Below are 17,201 nucleotides of genomic sequence, written 5' to 3'. Positions count from 1 at the left end.
ACTTAGAATTTTATTTTAGCAAGTTAAAAAAGCTTTCTATATTTGCATCCGCATTCAGAGAATATCTGATGAGACACTTTGGAGAAATGGCAGAGTGGTCGAATGCACTGGTCTTGAAAACCAGCGAGGGTCACACCTCCGGGGGTTCGAATCCCTCTTTCTCCGCTAAAACGGCACAAATACCCACAAATAAAATGATTTGTGGGTATTTTCATTTTATTTAGTCCCATTTGAATACAATTGATACCAAAGAAAAGGTGAGTAATTCGGTGACCTATTTCAATATTTCAATGTACTCACCGATTTAGCTGTAAGATTTTCATTATTAACGCATTATACCAGATATCTAATTTAGGCCTAAAAAGAAATTCTCAAAACAGCGTTTGGTGTAATACCCAAAGCATTTTGACGAACTTCTTCAACCATATCTCCATTAACTCTGTAAAATTGGGAGATGATATTTTCAGTGTCTATCAAATTCCAAACAGAAACCCCGGCATGAGCCCTAATCGTACCTGAAATTCTGAAATTATACATAGCAGAGGCATCAGCCCTAAAATATTCTTTTAGACGGTCACTATTCGATGGATTGTAATTAATGTTTGTACCATTTAATTCATTACCTGCTTCAGGAGTCGTTATTGGCAATCCGGAATGCCAATTAAAACCCGCTGCTATTTTCAATCGATCTGAGGAATAGGAGGTGCCAAAACTAAGCGTGTGCCTGATATCTACGTTGTTAGGAAAAGTAATTTCCGGAAAGTCATTGAATGTATATTCATTAGTACCATACGAATAACTCAGCCATGAGCTAAATTTACCAAGCTTTTTATTCACCAAAACATCGGAACCATAGATGGCATATTCGCCAATAGTTTGGTCAAAAATATGATCATCCAAAAATCCTTGACTCTGCGAAGTAATACCATCTACTTTCTTATAATAACCTTCGATATTGATCAACCATCCATTCTTTGCAAAACTCATTCCTAATGATACTTGCTGACTTTTGATGATAGGCACATTATCATCATTTGAAAGACGCCACCTTCTTTTTTCAATACCAAGAAAGTCATTTTGAAAATTAATAATCTGTGAAGTAGTTTGGTGTTTTAGTTCACCGGCGATTTCTAAATTGAAATCTTCAAAAATGCTATAATTAACGACCAAACGAGGTTCAACCAAATGCTTTTGAAAATCAGATATATAATTATACCGAACCCCTGCTTTTACACTTAACTTCTTTGAATCTGAGCGGTAATTCAACTGTGAAAATAAAGCATGCTCACGTAGCACACGAGTTCTTAAATCAACAATTCTAGGGTCGTCTACATCCGTTAGATTGGTGACACCTGTCTCGATAAATTGATATCCATTTGTAAACGATAATTGCTGAGAATATTTATATAAAGTATTTAAGAGGATAGAAGTTTCCGAAACCTTATTTTCTTGTAATAACCGTTGTTGCTGTCCTATGTCGGCATTAAAGGCCTCAAGCTCATAGTCCGTCTCGTAAACCTGTAACGAGGTATGAAAAGATGAATTCCATTTGCGTTCATAAAATAAACCACCGGCTATGGTATTTTGCTTTAAACTACTTTCTCTATTCTGTTCTTGTTGGTTCACAATTCCTGCCTCTGTAAACGCTAATTCGTTATTGACGTTTAAGAAATTCAGTCTTAAAAAATCGGTGTCGGTGAGTTGATAATTCAAGCGTACACTTGTATCATAAAAATCAAAGGACCGTTCACTCTCAGCAATGGCCGCAACCTCAGTATCTTGTGTAATACGTTCAAAATAATTCGTGTATGTTGGTGTACTGGAGATAAAATCGTCAATGCCTTTTCTGCCGGTAATCTGTAGTGATGCCTTTTTACCAAGAGGAACATCTAAAAACCCATCAAGATTCGTAAAATTTGAACCTATAGATCCTTCAAAAGCAGTACTAACCTTCGAATCAGTTTTCATCGCTATGGTACCAGAAACGCCGTTGGTAAGACTAACATCTGAACCATTTTTAGTCACAGAAACTTCGGAGGTCATTCGTGGATTAAACATGGAAATCAAACCAAAAAAATGACCCGACTGATACATTTTAACACCATCCCACAAAATCAAATTTTGATCGTTTGTTCCACCTCGAATGTTAATGTTGGAAATAGTTTCATTGACACTTTGAATACCCGGTAAGGCTTGAATCGTTTGTAGGACATCTGTTTCTATGAGCCCTGGAACAATATCGAATTTTGAGAAATTGATTTCAAAATTTCCTGACGCAACTTTATCAATACCTTTTACTAAATAACTCGATATCAATATTTCTGCCAGAGGCTCAAGTTTGGGAGTCAAATAGAAGTAGGAACAATTTTCTTGATCAAAATCATCTGCGTTTTTAGCTAAAGATCGAAAGCCAATATAGCTTATAGAAATACTTTCATTCGGATTCGTTGTTTCTAATTCAAAATAACCAAAGGAGTTCGTAGAAGTTCCGCCTATTGAGCTACTGATGGTTGCCCCTTCCAGAGGTTCTTTGAGCTCATTGTCGATGACATATCCACAGATAAAGTTCGAAGTATTTTTCGATTGAATAGCGATGAAATTATTAGCCAAAAACTTAAAACGCAGCCCAGTTTTTCTTCTTAGATAATCAACAACTTCCTCAATAGTAAATTCCAAAGAAGGCGTTACGATGCTGATGTTTTCAACAACATCGTTTGCATATGAGAATTGATAGTCATATCTGGACTGTAAAATAGAGAGCACCTCAGACAAAGACCTCTTTTCTGTACCTATCTGTGCAGTGAGTTGAAAGGTGAGGAAAAGAAGGAATAGGAGAACGGGGAAGCGTTTTAAACTATTCACTACTGTATACTATAGGTTGATGCTCCTTCTTTTTTATAGGTTAAATTAAACGGACTTGTTACCGACTCTAAAGCTGATTCAATATTTTTATGGCTAAAGCCACCTGTGAACAAGCGATTCGTATCTATATTATTCGTGATGATTTCAATATTATATTGTCTTTCCAATTCATTCAATGCAAATTGTAATGGTACGCTATTAAAAGTACTTCGATTTTGTAACCATACCGGCTGTAAATCTTGGATGGAATCCAGTTGAGACACCTTATTTACAATCCGAAATGTGTTACCCGCTGTTAATGTATGATTGGCAGCTCCAGCCTGAACTCCGACAACACCTTCAAAACATACTACTTCAAAATAATTTTCACGTTGATTCACTGTAAACTTGGTACCTAGAACACTTACCATACCTGCAGAAGTGTTCACATCAAATTTTGATCCTTTAGCAACTTCAAAATAAGCTTCTCCTTCTAGCTCAAGTGTCCTGTGATCATTCCAATTCTTTTTATGATATGACACGCTGGAAAGACTATTTAATGAAACTTTGGAAGCATCTGGTAACTCAAAAACTGTTTTTTGACTGGCTAATGTGTTGATTTCTGTCATCGGATTGTTAAAGAATGTAAAATAGAGCCCTAGTGCTATAATTAACATAGCGGCGATTCGACTAATGAACTTCAATCGATTCATATAGCGAACTTTAGGCTCATTGACTTCTTGCAGTGCTTCTTTAAATTCAATAAAAGAACGCGCCTTAGAGAAATGTGAAGCCTTGAATTGCTGAGCACCTTCTATAATGCGCTCGTCTAATTCAAAATCTTCACGATTTTTGAATGCCTTGAGTTCCGCTTCTGAAAGCTCACCCGATAACCATTTTTGTGTTAAATCCTTGTTATCCATTTTGGATCAATTTACTTAAAAACAATTCATAATTAGAATCTCCTGAAAAAATCACAACTTTTTTAATTCTTTAATCTCTGCTTTGATAATTTTAAAGGCACTATATATGCGATATTCTGCCACTTTTTTAGTGATATTTAGTATGTCTGCGACCTCCTGATGTTTCTTTCCTTCGACCTTGTTGAGTAAAAAAGCAACCCGTTGTTCTTCGGTTAATTTTGAAAGCGCCTTCTGATATTTAGCATAGAATTGCTGCTGCTCCATGAGAAACTCTGGAGATTCATTTGTATACTCTTTTGGAGGCACTTCTAAAGACCTTAAAACAACCTTTTGATGCTTAATTTTATTCAGCATCATATTTTTTGCAACCATAAATACAAATCCCTTTGCCTTCTCATAGCTTACCTCCTTACATTTTTGCCACAATTTTGAAAAGGCCTCTTGAATGGTATCATTGGGGTCATGACCAGCTCCATATTTATAATAGAGATAATCATGCAGGTCTTTGGAATAGTCCTGATAAATTGTAGAGAACACTTTTTCCTCACAAACGTTTTGAGACATTTAGTTATTAATATTTTCAGTTTCAGGGACAAAGTATGAAAAAATAATCAAGTTTTCAGGATTTTTGAAAGGGTCGTTGTTTTTAGTTAAAAGGGAATCAAATGACAACTAACTCACCTAAATCAAACTTCGGAAGGAAGAACTCCGATAAATCCGAACACATATTTTTCATCAAATTTGGTGATCGATATTTTGAGATTCATGAGAACCGTATTGCTTACGCATATTATTCTGAATCCGTACTTTTCATTGTACATGATGATGGACAAAAACTACCTATCTCAACCTATGATCTAGAGAATTTTCATGCTCAGTTGGATCAAAAACAATTTTTTCAAATATCAGATTCCACAATTGTGAATCGGGAAGCTGTCTTTCATTTTGAAGAATTCGAATATCAACTCTTACTGTCGCTAAACTTTAAGAAAGTAATCACATTAGAAATTGCCGTGGATAAAATCAATGATTTTAAAAAATGGCTACAGTATCAATCATAAAACTAGCGATCATGAAAACATCAAAGTTACTAACCGCAGTTGTATTCATTATGAGTTTCTTATTTACAATTAATGAATTAAATGCACAAAAAGACCTGTTGAATCAAGCTATTAAATTCTCTCAACAAGGAAGCCATCAGGAGGCTGAAAAGATTTTCTCCAGTATTCGTAATTCACCGAAATTAGGTGAACATCAGGTAGAAATTGCCAGAGCTTATAATTTCTCATGGTGGAAAGAATATCAAAAAGCTGAACATCTGTTCCAGCAGGTACTCCTAGAAGATCCTCAAAGTATCGAGGGATTTTTGGGAATGGGCTATAACAATTTTTGGAGAGGAGATTATCAAAAAGCTAAAACATATTTTTCCAAAGCGCTTCATCGTGATAACAAGAATAGAAGTGCACTTTTTGGTCAAGCTTATAATTCAATAGAGTACGGGGAATTTGAACGAACGGAGCGCATGATTGACCTTATAGAAAAGGAATTTCCGGAAGATGAAGAGACTTACTATTTGATAGGACTTCTGGCCATGAAAAAAAACAAGAACGCCAGCGCTCGAAAAGCTTTTAAAAAAGCGCTGACTATAAATTCAAATTATGTAGCCGCTAATAATGGTCTTAAAGAAATTGAGAGTGCACCAAAAAAATTTGAGTTTGGAGTATGGTATGGTGCTACGTTTAATGATACAGATGAACAAAATGGCTTGCGAAGAGTAGATTTTAAATATCAACTGAATACTAAAAATCAGGTATTCGCTTTCTATGATAATGCATTAGCTCTTGATAATAATGTTTTAGCCGTTCAAGAACGTACAGCCCCTTTGGTCGGCCTCGGTGCCAAACATGATTGGAATAAAAAATGGTTTAGTAAACTGGAAGCTGGGAGACGATTTTTGACATTGACGGAAGATCAATACTTAGTCAATCTTGAAACCGGATACTTTGTAACACCTAAACTTTTGACAAAATTGGTGACGCAAATGGATTTTAGAGAAGATGATCAATTGGCAAGTGCAGGGGCCTTTATCGATTATGAACTCTTAAAGAATATCCGAATCGAAGGAGGTTTTTTTCATTCTCATAACCTGACATTTGCGGACACTTTTAATCAACGCTTTCTATTAAGCCCGAAGATCAAATACAGGAAAGTTGAAATCATCGTTGGTGCATATTATGATAGATTACAAACACCACAGTTAACGGTAAGTCAATTTGGTGGTGGTTATGGATTGATAAGCTTTCCTATCCTGGAAAATCTTCAAGGGAAATTATTTGGAAATTACGATCGGGGAATTTTTAACAATGAGATCGCCATTGTATCCATAGGAACTAATTATAAATTTTAAAGACATGATTAACACTGTAAGTTTAGAGCGCATTCAAGATCAGCTTGTAAATGCACCGGCGCGCATTAAGATTATTACTAATAGCGGCTTTATCTCTAAAGCACCCAAACCAACACTTTATATCACTGTTTTCTCCGCTTGGATACTGGCATTGCTGTGGTTCGGGCCACGATTGTGGAGCTTAACCAATTTAGGATATAGCTTTATGAGCTCCACAACCATTACACTTTTTGTGGTATTCATTGCTTTTGCATGGCTCTATGGTTTTTATAATGTGGGTATCATTCTCTTTTCACTTATTCATAAATATTTCTTTCGAAAGCCAGAGCAGGAACTCGCTACGATAGCGATGACACATGAACCGGCAGTAGCTATACTGTATACCACTTGTAATGATTTTTTAGAGTCCTCGGTCATTTCGTGCTTACAACAAGATTATTCTAATTATAAGGTATATATTTTAGATGACAGTAATGACCTAGAATTCATACAGAAAATAGATGTCTTTGCACATCAATACCCAAATCAGGTACAAGTGATCAGAAGAAAGGATCGGGCAGGATTTAAGGCGGGGAATATGAATCATGCACTGGAAAATTATGTACATGAAGCATATTTTGCCATAGCTGATGCCGATGAGATTCTTCCTACAGACTTTCTTTCAAAACTGGTTCCAGTCATGCAATCCGATGAAAAGTGTGGATTTGTACAAGCTAATCACAGAGCGAATACCAATGAAGAAAGCCCATTATCACGTTCATTGGGTGTAGGAGTAGACATCCATTGGAAATACTATCAGCCCTTGCGAAACGATTTTGGGTTTGTAATGTTCTTGGGACATGGGGCATTATTGCGTAGAAAATGCTGGAAAGAAATTGGCGGTTTCCCGCATTTGGTTAGTGAAGATTTGGCTTTTGCCATTCATGCACGTGAGAAAGGATATCGTGGTAGATTCGTAGAAAATGTAATTTGTTTGGAAGACTTTCCCGAAACAGTACGTTCTTTTCGTATTCGACATATGAAATGGACGCGCGGGACCTGCGAATTTCTAAACGCTAAATTTAAATGGTTGATAAAGGCTAAAAATATTAGTTGGACTGAAAAGCTGGATATTCTATTTCCAACTTTGAATTTACCACTGACCTTGGTTTATTTTTTATTCATGATTGTAGCCAATTTGCTGCTTCCTTATTATTTTGGAGTTCGTCAGAATCTAACATTAGAATTGGGAGCTCAAGAGCTCATAGTTCCAGTATATACATTGAAGGCAGGTTTTGAGAGTATTTATACAACAGACTTCTTTCTCATAACTTTAATGACATTTTTTGCACCCGTTTTGTGTTTTTTAATAGCATTGGCGAGTAAACCGAAACAAATGGTACAGTTTATCAGCCATAGTACTGCTTTGTATGCAGCATTGGGTCCACTATCGTCGATTGGGGTACTAAGCTATATCATATCTCGAAAAGCTACCTTTTTAGTAACCGGAGATAAGAATCAAGCACAATCTTCAAATCAGTTGAAAAAAAAGAATGGCTTTCAAAAAATTAAACATGAGTGGAAAATGCTTATTGATCGTAGCCACCCTGATAGTTACGTGGTACAGACCATAGAAATGCTAATAGGTTTGCTCTTTGCGTTAGCCTGCATTTATATGTTTCAAATTTCATTTTTTGGATTATGCCTCGCTTTTATGCTCATGCCCTTATTACATAAATTAGGTTGGGATTCAAAATTGACGCGTGCAATGGCGCATTTGCCCTTTATTTTTATTCTTGTCGGTATAGTTTTAGCTGGTCTAAGTCTTATCGGTTTACAAACAGTATTTTTTGGTTACGGATTTCATTTTTAAATTTATTGAAAAATTTTCAGGATATTTTAGGAATCAGTTGTTTTTAGGATAAAGAGAGAAAAGTTAATTAAGAATTATGAAAGAACTAATAAGAAAAGGTATAATGATACTAGCAGTTTTTATTTTGCTGTTAGGGTGTAGACAAGAGGAGACTATAATTATACCGGGTCCCGACGAGAATGGACTTACTGCAGATACGAAAGTAGCTGATTTGATGCAACGTACTGCTAAAAATGATGGGTCGGATGATAATATACTAGATAAGGCAAACTGCTTTATTATTAAATTTCCGGTAACCGTAGTTGCCAATGGTACAACGGTGACTGTAAATTCTGAAGATGATTATGATCTGGTAGAAGACATATTTGATGCTTCCGAAGAGGATACAGACACTTTAGTGATCAATTTTTCGATTACTGTAATATTGGATGATCATTCAGAAGTTACAGTAACAAATCAAGCCGAATTTGACAATTTAGCTTCCCAATGTAATGGGGAAAATGAAGAAGATGATGACATCGAATGTATTGATTTTATTTATCCAATAAATATGTCAGTATTTAACACGGCAACCGAACAAACTTCAAGAATCGAAATCAATAGCGATCGTGAATTGCATGATTTCATACGTGATTTGGATAATGACGATATCGCAAATATTGAGTTTCCAATTTCTGTAGTATTATCTGACAGAACTACTTTAAGTATGAATAGTCTGGAAGAATTAGAAGATACCATTGAAGATGCTCAGGATGATTGTGACGAAGATGATGATTTTGACTTTAATGATGATGATTGCTTGAATTGTACACCAGATCAGTTAACAACATTATTGACAGATTGCAGTGATTGGTTCGTGGATAAGTTAGAAATCAACAATAACGATTTAGAAGATAATTATGTAGGGTATACCTTTAATTTCATCAGCGATGGCACCATAAGTGTTCAGGAAAATAGCAACAATTTTTCAGGTACATGGAGTGCCTCCGGTACAGGGCAAAATATAACGGTTGTCATAAATATTTCAGGTTTGCCTGATTTCAATGCAAATTGGACACTTCACGAAATAGAAGACATGCCCGGTGAAAAGAAAGTAGACTTTCGACAGGCGAATGATGATCGCCTTCGATTTGAAAGCACATGTAATTAAAAAATAAAAAAAATGAAAATCATAAACAAATTAGTATTTCTTGCAGCTGCCTTATTTATTTTTAGCTGCTCCTCAGACGATAGTGCTCCAATAGATACGGCAGTATTGATTAAGCAAATAGAAGATCAGATAAAATCTGGAACCTGGCGCATTACTAGCTATGTCGACGACGGACAAAATGAAACTGGCGATTACAGAGGCTATAATTTCACCTTTAATGAAAACGGATCCTTGACGGCAACTAATGGGACTACGACAATTAATGGTACCTGGTCAGTAACTGACGACAGCAATAGTAGCGATGATGATAGTAATGATGACGATATAGATTTCAATATATTCTTTTCTGCGCCGCCTGATTTTGAGGAGCTCAGTGATGATTGGGATATCACCTCTTCTAGCGGTACTAAAATTGATCTGATTGATATCAGCGGGGGTAACGGGGGTACTGATACCCTTGTGTTTGAAAAAAACTAAGGATGAAAGACTTCAGAATAACCTTATTGAATTATTCTTGGTAGTATCTTAGAAAGTAAGGTTTGGTTTATTAGTTGAAAACTGTTTCATTTGTTAAGAATGAAGCAGTTTTTTTATCTTAGAGTAATCTTAATAATAGATGGACAACACAGTAGAACAAAAGATTTCAAAAGCTCTTGAACACTTGGAACTTCCTTTGGCGCAACAGATCAAAGAAAGTTCTTCTTGCCAACTATTCGAGGAAAACACCCAACTATTACGTGAAGGGCAGTATATCAAAATGATACCAATTGTAATCGACGGGATTGTTAAGGTTTTTACCAAATATGAAGACCGAGAATTATTATTGTACTATATAGAACCCAGAGAGAGTTGTATCATGTCTTTTTCTGCCTGTTTACATAATCAGCCAAGTCAAGTATTTGCGGTAACGGAAGAACCGAGTACAGTCCTTTTATTGCCTGTGGAAAAGGCCATTTCATTTATGAAACAATTCCCCCAGTTTAATCGTATTTTCTTTGAACTTTACAATAAACGTTATATAGAACTTCTAGATACAATCCATCATGTACTTTTTGATAAAATAGATAAAAGACTTTATGGTCATATTAAGCAAAAATCCATCTTGCTTAATGAGAATCCTATTAAAATTTCTCACCAACAACTGGCTAATGAAATTGGAACCGTAAGAGAAGTCGTGTCGAGGGTGTTAAAGAAATTGGAAAGCGATCAGCTCATCATTCAAAATTCCGATGGTATTACTATAAAATAATTCGAATACTGTGACCAAAGTCACAAGATCTGATTCCATATTGAGTTAATTTTGATGTATAGAACATACGTTTTATCTAATAATATCAACTTAAATTAAATGATCATGAAAAAAAATATGGGAAACACAGATCGCATCATCAGAGTTTTACTGGCGGTTGTATTAGGGATACTTTATTTCACGAATGTGATTACTGGAACTCTTGGAATTATTTTAATGGTGGTAGCAGCCATTTTCGTTTTAACAAGTTTTATCAGTTTTTGTCCATTGTATGCCCCTTTTGGAATCCGAACCTGTAAAATGAACAAACTTAATTGAATAAAAACCCTGAGTCTTCAGGATTTTCTTAAGTGTAATTGTTTTTAAATAAATGATTAACCATATCTATAAAATGGAATAATCAATTTTTTCATAGCAAGTGAATGCAGCTTTTGGCATAAGAGCTGCATTTTTTTTGAAAAAAAGCGTGATTTTTTCAGGATATTAAGAAGTTCAATTGTTTTTATAGAAAGAGAAAAAGAAATTACTTAAACAAACCAGTTATGAAAACATCTGTAATTATACTTCTAAGTGTATTAACTTTTTCAGTCTCACAAGCACAAGAATTTATTGTAAATAATAAAATTAAATATGTTACCCGCGCACCTGACGGATCCATTGCATTTGTGATTACTGACAACCTAAATAAAAAGACAATGAAACTTGATGCTTCTGAAAGCTTTTATAAGTATGAAGTATTGGACCCTAAAACTGCCAATCCAATATATTCAAGAAGTAATAAAGGTAAATCCTGTGTTATTGACAAATCGCTTCTTGTTGACGGAAACTATAAACTTAGACTATATAATAAGAACTTTATAATTACCTCGAAGATCACTGTTTTAGGGATTCGTATGGTAAACGGACTTTTAAGAAATGAATCACTTGCGCTAAATCTCAAGGATTAAGTTAATCAATTTATTATTATTGTAACTACTAAAAAGGGGAAGAACTAACAGTAATAGTATAAGATTAATTGAGCTGCTCTAGATATAAGTTCTAGAGCAGTTTTCATTTGGATATAATTTGCATCAAATAAAAAGTGAGTAATTCGGTGAGTAGGAGAGAGGTGTCTTTATAATTGTTTAATAATCAGGTCTATAAAGCTAAGGTTCTGATCCCTCTTTCTCCGCTAAAACGGCACAAATACCCACAAATAAAATGATTTGTGGGTATTTTCATTTTATTTAGCCCCATTTGAATACAATTGATACCAAAGAAAAGGTGCGTAATTCGGTGACCTATTTTAGCTCTTTGATGAACTCACCGATTTAGTTATAAATCCTTGAAAATATGGTCTTTATATTGAGAAAATGGAATCCACTTGTTTGAAACTTTTAAATTCAATAAGAAATCCATTAGGATCCTTCACAAAGAATGAAATATGCTCACCTGGTTGATCTTCTAAAAAAGTAGCTTGTGTCGTAACATCTATATCCCAGGCATTGAATCTTTTGTATATTTCTTCCCATTCGTGGGCATCTAAGATGACACCAAAGTGAAATGAAGGAAGGAGGTGTTCATCAAAAATATAATTAGGATTATTAAAGTTAAAATTGCCAGCCTTTGTAAAAGTCACCTGATGTCCATAAATATCAACATCAAACCAGTTATCGTTGTTACGGCCTAATTCCAAACCTAAATCATCAATATAAAATTGACGTGTTTGCTCAATGTCAATACAAGGTAGTGACAAATGAAATTTTGGAGAAGTTCCCATAATTAATCAATAAGTTTCAGGTGTTTGATGCGGTATATGACAAGGTCAAAATCATCATCGGCTAATACCTCTGAATGATCAATTTCAAAAGTTTTCCCGATATAACTTTTATCATTTCTTAGATCATACTCCTGTAAAATCCATGGCACCACTTCTTCATAGACTATTTCTTCACCATAATCATGTTTAAAAGTAAAGTAACCATTACTATACGATTTAAATTTTGCAGTTTCCATAGGTCATTATTATTCATTTTCTTCATTAGTTTCTTCAATTCGATCTTCAGTATCGGATTCATCACTGTCATGATCGTCATCTTCGTCTTCATTTTCATCAGTATAGTTTTCCATGGCTTGTAAAAGTCTTTTTCCAACTTTAACCAGATATATGGTATCATCCGTTCGAATTTCTACGGCTTCGACCCACTCATTTTGGGCATTTTTGAAAGATATAATGTCTTCGTCGTTATATCCATCAGGGTACTTTTCAGTCAATGAATCTAACAGGTTTTCATTCAGTTTTTGGTAGTCAACAATTTTCCTTAGCATTTTTTATCGGTTTACATATTTAATAAATAGGCGAATATTAAAGGAGCAACAATGGTAGCATCACTTTCAATAACATATTTCGGAGTTGAAATGTCTAGTTTGCCCCAGGTGATTTTTTCGTTAGGCACCGCACCTGAATAAGAACCATAACTAGTTGTGGAATCACTTATTTGACAGAAGTAACTCCAAAATGGTGTATCAACGCGTTCCAAATCTTGGTATAGCATTGGAACTACACAAATTGGAAAATCTCCCGCAATACCACCTCCTATTTGAAAAAATCCAATTCCCTTGCCTGAATTAATGGTATACCAATTTGCCAAGAAAGTCATATATTCTATTCCAGACTTCATCGTAGACGCCTTGAGTTCTCCTTTGACAACATAACTGGCAAAGATATTGCCCATTGTACTGTCTTCCCAACCCGGAACGACCATTGGAAGATTCTTTTGAGCGGCAGCATACATCCAAGAATCTTTTAAATCAATTTCATAATACTCCTCTAATACTCCAGATAGTAATAATTTGTACATATACTCATGTGGAAGGTAGCGTTCATTATCGTGATCAGCTTCTTTCCAAATTGCATAAATATGTTTTTGCAAACGTCTAAAGGCCTCTTCTTCCGGGATACAGGTGTCTGTTACCCTATTCAACCCTTTTTCCAGTAAGTTCCATTCATCTTGTGGAGTAAGGTCTCGATAATTGGGAATACGTTTGTAATGTGAATGTGCCACAAGATTCATAATATCTTCTTCCAGGTTAGCTCCGGTACAAGAGATAATATGTACTTTATCTTGACGGATCATTTCAGCAAATATTTTACCAAGTTCAGCAGTACTCATTGCCCCGGCCATAGATACCAGCATTTTAGCTCCATTTTTCAGCTGTACTTCATAGGCTTTGGCGGCATCTACGACCGTGGCTGCATTAAAGTGTAAATAATATTTTTCTATAAAATTTGATATAGCGCCTTTAGTATTCAACATCCTCTTTATTAAAATTCATATAATTACCTAAACGATTCGGTTCATTAAAGCTTTCTTCATCATCATCATTGTCAATTTCTTCATTTTTGAACTTGTAGCTCAACATTTTGTAATACAGTTTTGCGGCAAGAAAATCTGAAGATTTATCATGTTCATTAGGGCATAATTCAACAATATCAAAACCAACTACATTTTTTTCCTTAAATACCTGTTTTAAAAAATCAAGAGTTTCGTACCAAAGTAGCCCACCCGGTTCAGGAGTTCCGGTGCTCGGTAGAATAGAAGGGTCGAAGGCATCCAAATCGAAAGAAATGAATACATTTTCGGTTAGAAGATCGAGAACATTGTCTGTCCATTCTGTATCAACAACCATATCATGTGCGAAAAAAACTTTATCATCGTCCATAATACTGACTTCACTTTTATCCATAGACCGAATACCAACTTGAACTAAATTTGTATGCTGACTTGCTTCATACATGGCGCAAGCATGATTGCATTTTGTTCCATTATATGATGGTCTCAGGTCAGCATGAGCGTCAATATGTAATACGGAAAGACTGTCGAAGCATTCATTAAATGCGCGCACAGTACCGATAGATATCGAATGTTCTCCACCGATGATAGTAACAAATTTCTTCTTCTTTATATACGTTTTGGTAATAGCATGTACTGCATCGACCATGGCCTCAGGTGAGGTAGCCTCTTTAATCGGTTCTGCTAAATATATACCTTCTTTATATACTTCTGAGTCGGTTTCTATATCATATAACTCCATATTTTCAGAAGCCTGTAAAAATGCCTCTGGCCCCTTATGAGCTCCTTTCTGCCAGGTACTTGTTCCGTCATATGAAACAGGGATTAGGACGATCTTGGCTTGTTCTAATCTCGCATACTTTTCCGGTATGCCTGCGTACGTTTTGGTTTCCATTTTACTTATCTGTTAATTGTAATTCAGAACTTTTATTTAATTTTTGAATTGTATCCATTTCGGGTTCTATATTATATCCTAGAATACCGAGCAAGTCTTCACTCTTTTGTTGTTTCCTAAAAGGTTGTGTTATAATCTTACCTTGTTCATCTATATCGATCAAGATATGTTGGGGTGCGGGAATCAAACAATGTTGTAATCCTCCATAGCCGCCTATGGTCTCCTGATAGGCTCCCGTATTAAAGAAGCCTACATATAAAGGCTTATCTTTATCATACTTAGGTAAGTATATAGCATTAATATGCTGCTCACTGTTGTAATAATCATCACTATCACAAGTTAAACCTCCAAGAAGTACTCGTTCATAGGTACTATTCCATCGATTGATCGGTAGCATTATAAACCGTTTATTGATTGCCCAGGTATCAGGTAATGTGGTAATAAATGAAGAGTTTATCATGTTCCACTTTTCTCGATCATTTTGCTGCTTTTGATACAGTACTTCATAAATAGCCCCACCACTTTCTCCTACAGTAAAGCTTCCAAATTCAGTAAATATATTAGGAACTTCAACGCCTTCTTCTTGACAGGCCAGCTTGATTTGATGTACAATTTCATCGATAATATATTCATAATCGAAATCAAAGGCTAGAGAGTTTTTGATTGGAAATCCGCCACCGATATTCAAGCTGTCAAGCGTAGGGCAAATCTTTTTTAAGCTTGTGTAAACTTTTAAACATTTCAATAGTTCGTTCCAATAGTAGGCATTGTCTCGTATTCCTGTATTGATAAAGAAATGAAGCATTTTTAGTTCGACTTGCTCATTCAGTTGAATTTGCTCTCGATAAAAGGGCACAATATTCTTATAGCCGATACCTAATCGTGAGGTATAAAACTCAAATTTGGGCTCTTCTTCGGAAGCTATACGAATTCCAACAGAGAATTTTCTATTGATTTCTGAACTTAACAGTCCAAGCTCTTCATAATTATCAATAATGGGAATGCAGTTAAAATGTCCGTTATTGATAAGACGCGCTATGTTCGTGACGTATTGCTCGCGTTTAAATCCATTACAAATAACATATGTTGCGTTATTAATTTTGCCCGATACTTTTAGATTTTCTACAATATCAATATCAAAAGCCGACGACGTTTCTATATGTATATCATTCTTTAAAGCTTCATCCAGTACATGTTTGAAATGGGAACTTTTAGTGCAGTAGCAATAGTAATATTTTCCTTTATAATCAGATGCTTTTATAGCGTTTTGAAACCATGTTTTGGCTCGTTGAATATTATTGGAGATTTGAGGTAGATAGGTGAACTTTAAGGGTGCTCCGTAGGTTTTTATCAGCTCCATCAAGTCAACCCCATGGAATAATAAATTATCATCCATAAGTTGAAATTCCCTTTGGGGAAAGTCGAAAGTTTGATCTACAAGATCAATATATTTAGTTTTCACTTTTGCTTTAAATTAATAGTTAATAATTCATACCATGATCATATTGGTAGTGGTATACCTATGGTATTTAAAGTATCAAATTCTTAAAGTGAAAACGGGAAATATCACAACCCTAAGAAGGTTATGTAGATTACAATTTTTGATCCAACCGGAAGTTAGCTTTAACGCTCGGTCACCCATCCCATGAGCTGCTTTTGAATTTGACTTCCTAATTTTCAAAAGCCCGAACATATAAACACGTATCATGATGTTCAGCTAAATAGCATAACAAATGAAGTAAATTTTTTAATAGAAAAATTATTATTTTTAATTTTTTCTATTTTACTTATTTTAAAACACTATTAATCAGAAAGTTACAATTATCAAGATTTATGAAATTTTTATAAAAAAAACAATATAACAATCATTTCAAATTTAAAAATAATGTAAATTTGATTAGGTTTTCCATCGTATAAATGGATTTCGCTGAGAAAAGTGAAACGTATAACTTCTTTCGGGTCAAAGAAAATTAGGAAGTCATTTTCTAAGACAGTTTATAGATTAAACGACCGAAAACGCTGCTTGACTTCAAACAGCATGTTCATAATGGATGTTATCTTGCTACTGAAACTTGCAAGAAATCCGAAATCTTTCTTTTACACGAAGCCGTTTCCCACATATTCAATCTATTCTTAACCTCTTTTAAGAACATTTGGATTATTAGGATAAAAGGTGCTGGGATTCGTTTATTTTAATCACATACTAACATTATTAAATATGAAAACAATTTTATTGATGGTTACGACCATACTATTTATGGGGTTCATCCAAGATGAAGTAAAAAAAACTAATGCGACATTTAAGGGTTATGAAGATGGGAACTATTATTTCGACACGGATGATCAATTAACTTTAGAATTTCAAAATATTGAAGACAAGGTTTGGGATAAATTTGACCTAACCGATGAAAAATATGTTGGAAAAAAGTTTGCGATATCTTATTCTGAAACAACTGATGTCGATGAAGATGATGAAGAATATACCATACGTACTATCGTAGATTTAGAACAGCTCAAATAATTAATAGGGGAGTATTGGGACTGAATGCTCC

The 17,201-nt window shown here is 34.8% G+C and carries 18 protein-coding genes, 1 tRNA gene and 1 pseudogene; 10 read left to right on the top strand and 10 right to left on the bottom strand.

What is annotated here, in order from left to right:
- The first annotated feature begins 80 nt into the window (after window positions 1-80).
- A tRNA-Ser gene (locus tag AC3IF2_RS06200) sits at window positions 81-165 on the top strand.
- Between the two features lie 192 nt (window positions 166-357).
- Here the strand turns inward: AC3IF2_RS06200 and AC3IF2_RS06195 are convergent.
- The 4 genes and pseudogenes from AC3IF2_RS06195 to AC3IF2_RS06180 form a co-directional block, all read right to left on the bottom strand.
- Window positions 358-2,349 (bottom strand): TonB-dependent receptor plug domain-containing protein, encoded by a 1,992-nt coding sequence (locus AC3IF2_RS06195; protein ID WP_489166908.1) that lies wholly within the window; start codon window positions 2,347-2,349, stop codon window positions 358-360.
- 30 nt (window positions 2,350-2,379) lie between these two features.
- Window positions 2,380-2,763, bottom strand: a pseudogene (locus AC3IF2_RS06190) (carboxypeptidase-like regulatory domain-containing protein); the annotation flags it as partial.
- 98 nt (window positions 2,764-2,861) lie between these two features.
- Window positions 2,862-3,764, bottom strand: a complete 903-nt coding sequence (locus tag AC3IF2_RS06185) for a FecR family protein (RefSeq protein ID WP_489166202.1) — start codon at window positions 3,762-3,764, stop codon at window positions 2,862-2,864.
- Between the two features lie 51 nt (window positions 3,765-3,815).
- Entirely contained in the window at window positions 3,816-4,328 is a 513-nt protein-coding gene (locus tag AC3IF2_RS06180; protein WP_489166201.1) for an RNA polymerase sigma factor, read from the bottom strand.
- 101 nt (window positions 4,329-4,429) lie between these two features.
- Here AC3IF2_RS06180 and AC3IF2_RS06175 point away from each other — a divergent pair, with 101 nt between their 5' ends.
- The 8 genes from AC3IF2_RS06175 (at window position 4,430) to AC3IF2_RS06140 (ending at window position 11,369) form a co-directional block, all read left to right on the top strand.
- Window positions 4,430-4,825: a LytTR family transcriptional regulator DNA-binding domain-containing protein gene (locus tag AC3IF2_RS06175; protein WP_489166200.1), complete on the top strand. Its 396-nt coding sequence runs from the start codon at window positions 4,430-4,432 to the stop codon at window positions 4,823-4,825.
- Window positions 4,826-4,836: 11 nt separating this feature from the next.
- A complete protein-coding gene (locus tag AC3IF2_RS06170) occupies window positions 4,837-6,171 on the top strand; it encodes a tetratricopeptide repeat protein (RefSeq protein WP_489166199.1) in 1,335 nt (444 codons plus the stop codon).
- Between the two features lie 4 nt (window positions 6,172-6,175).
- Window positions 6,176-8,023 (top strand): glycosyltransferase family 2 protein, encoded by a 1,848-nt coding sequence (locus AC3IF2_RS06165; RefSeq protein ID WP_489166198.1) that lies wholly within the window; start codon window positions 6,176-6,178, stop codon window positions 8,021-8,023.
- A gap of 124 nt (window positions 8,024-8,147) precedes the next feature.
- Window positions 8,148-9,173, top strand: coding sequence for a hypothetical protein (locus AC3IF2_RS06160; RefSeq protein WP_489166197.1), 1,026 nt, complete (start codon window positions 8,148-8,150; stop codon window positions 9,171-9,173).
- A gap of 12 nt (window positions 9,174-9,185) precedes the next feature.
- The gene (locus tag AC3IF2_RS06155; RefSeq protein ID WP_489166196.1) at window positions 9,186-9,650 is read left to right on the top strand and encodes a hypothetical protein; all 465 of its coding nucleotides are present in this window, start codon (window positions 9,186-9,188) and stop codon (window positions 9,648-9,650) included.
- A 139-nt stretch (window positions 9,651-9,789) separates the two neighbouring features.
- On the top strand, window positions 9,790-10,422 hold the full coding sequence (locus AC3IF2_RS06150) for a Crp/Fnr family transcriptional regulator (protein WP_489166195.1): 633 nt from the start codon (window positions 9,790-9,792) through the stop codon (window positions 10,420-10,422).
- 99 nt (window positions 10,423-10,521) lie between these two features.
- On the top strand, window positions 10,522-10,740 hold the full coding sequence (locus tag AC3IF2_RS06145; protein ID WP_489166194.1) for a YgaP family membrane protein: 219 nt from the start codon (window positions 10,522-10,524) through the stop codon (window positions 10,738-10,740).
- Window positions 10,741-10,964: 224 nt separating this feature from the next.
- Window positions 10,965-11,369 (top strand): hypothetical protein, encoded by a 405-nt coding sequence (locus tag AC3IF2_RS06140; protein WP_489166193.1) that lies wholly within the window; start codon window positions 10,965-10,967, stop codon window positions 11,367-11,369.
- 392 nt (window positions 11,370-11,761) lie between these two features.
- Here the strand turns inward: AC3IF2_RS06140 and AC3IF2_RS06135 are convergent, their stop codons facing one another.
- Genes AC3IF2_RS06135 through AC3IF2_RS06110 form a run of 6 tightly spaced genes read right to left on the bottom strand, consistent with a single transcriptional unit; the run spans window position 11,762 to window position 16,111 of the window.
- Window positions 11,762-12,157 carry a VOC family protein gene (locus tag AC3IF2_RS06135; RefSeq protein WP_489166192.1) on the bottom strand — a complete coding sequence of 132 codons (396 nt, stop codon included), beginning with the start codon at window positions 12,155-12,157 and terminating at the stop codon, window positions 11,762-11,764.
- A 26-nt stretch (window positions 12,158-12,183) separates the two neighbouring features.
- Window positions 12,184-12,417 carry a hypothetical protein gene (locus AC3IF2_RS06130; protein WP_489166191.1) on the bottom strand — a complete coding sequence of 78 codons (234 nt, stop codon included), beginning with the start codon at window positions 12,415-12,417 and terminating at the stop codon, window positions 12,184-12,186.
- A 9-nt stretch (window positions 12,418-12,426) separates the two neighbouring features.
- Window positions 12,427-12,729, bottom strand: a complete 303-nt coding sequence (locus AC3IF2_RS06125) for a hypothetical protein (protein ID WP_489166190.1) — start codon at window positions 12,727-12,729, stop codon at window positions 12,427-12,429.
- Between the two features lie 11 nt (window positions 12,730-12,740).
- Window positions 12,741-13,718, bottom strand: a complete 978-nt coding sequence (locus tag AC3IF2_RS06120) for a deoxyhypusine synthase family protein (RefSeq protein ID WP_489166189.1) — start codon at window positions 13,716-13,718, stop codon at window positions 12,741-12,743.
- Window positions 13,705-14,649 (bottom strand): agmatinase, encoded by a 945-nt coding sequence (speB, locus tag AC3IF2_RS06115; RefSeq protein WP_489166188.1) that lies wholly within the window; start codon window positions 14,647-14,649, stop codon window positions 13,705-13,707. Before speB ends, AC3IF2_RS06120 begins: the two co-directional genes overlap by 14 nt.
- A 1-nt stretch (window position 14,650) precedes the next feature.
- The gene (locus AC3IF2_RS06110) at window positions 14,651-16,111 is read right to left on the bottom strand and encodes a type III PLP-dependent enzyme domain-containing protein (RefSeq protein WP_489166187.1); all 1,461 of its coding nucleotides are present in this window, start codon (window positions 16,109-16,111) and stop codon (window positions 14,651-14,653) included.
- Window positions 16,112-16,885: 774 nt separating this feature from the next.
- On the opposite strand from AC3IF2_RS06110, the gene AC3IF2_RS06105 reads away from it, so the two are divergent.
- Entirely contained in the window at window positions 16,886-17,170 is a 285-nt protein-coding gene (locus AC3IF2_RS06105; RefSeq protein WP_489166186.1) for a hypothetical protein, read from the top strand.
- Window positions 17,171-17,201 lie beyond the last annotated feature (31 nt).

The organism is Maritimimonas rapanae (assembly GCF_057837205.1).
The sequence above is the reverse complement of the archived record's forward strand: the minus strand, read 5'-3'. Positions and strand labels throughout refer to the sequence as shown.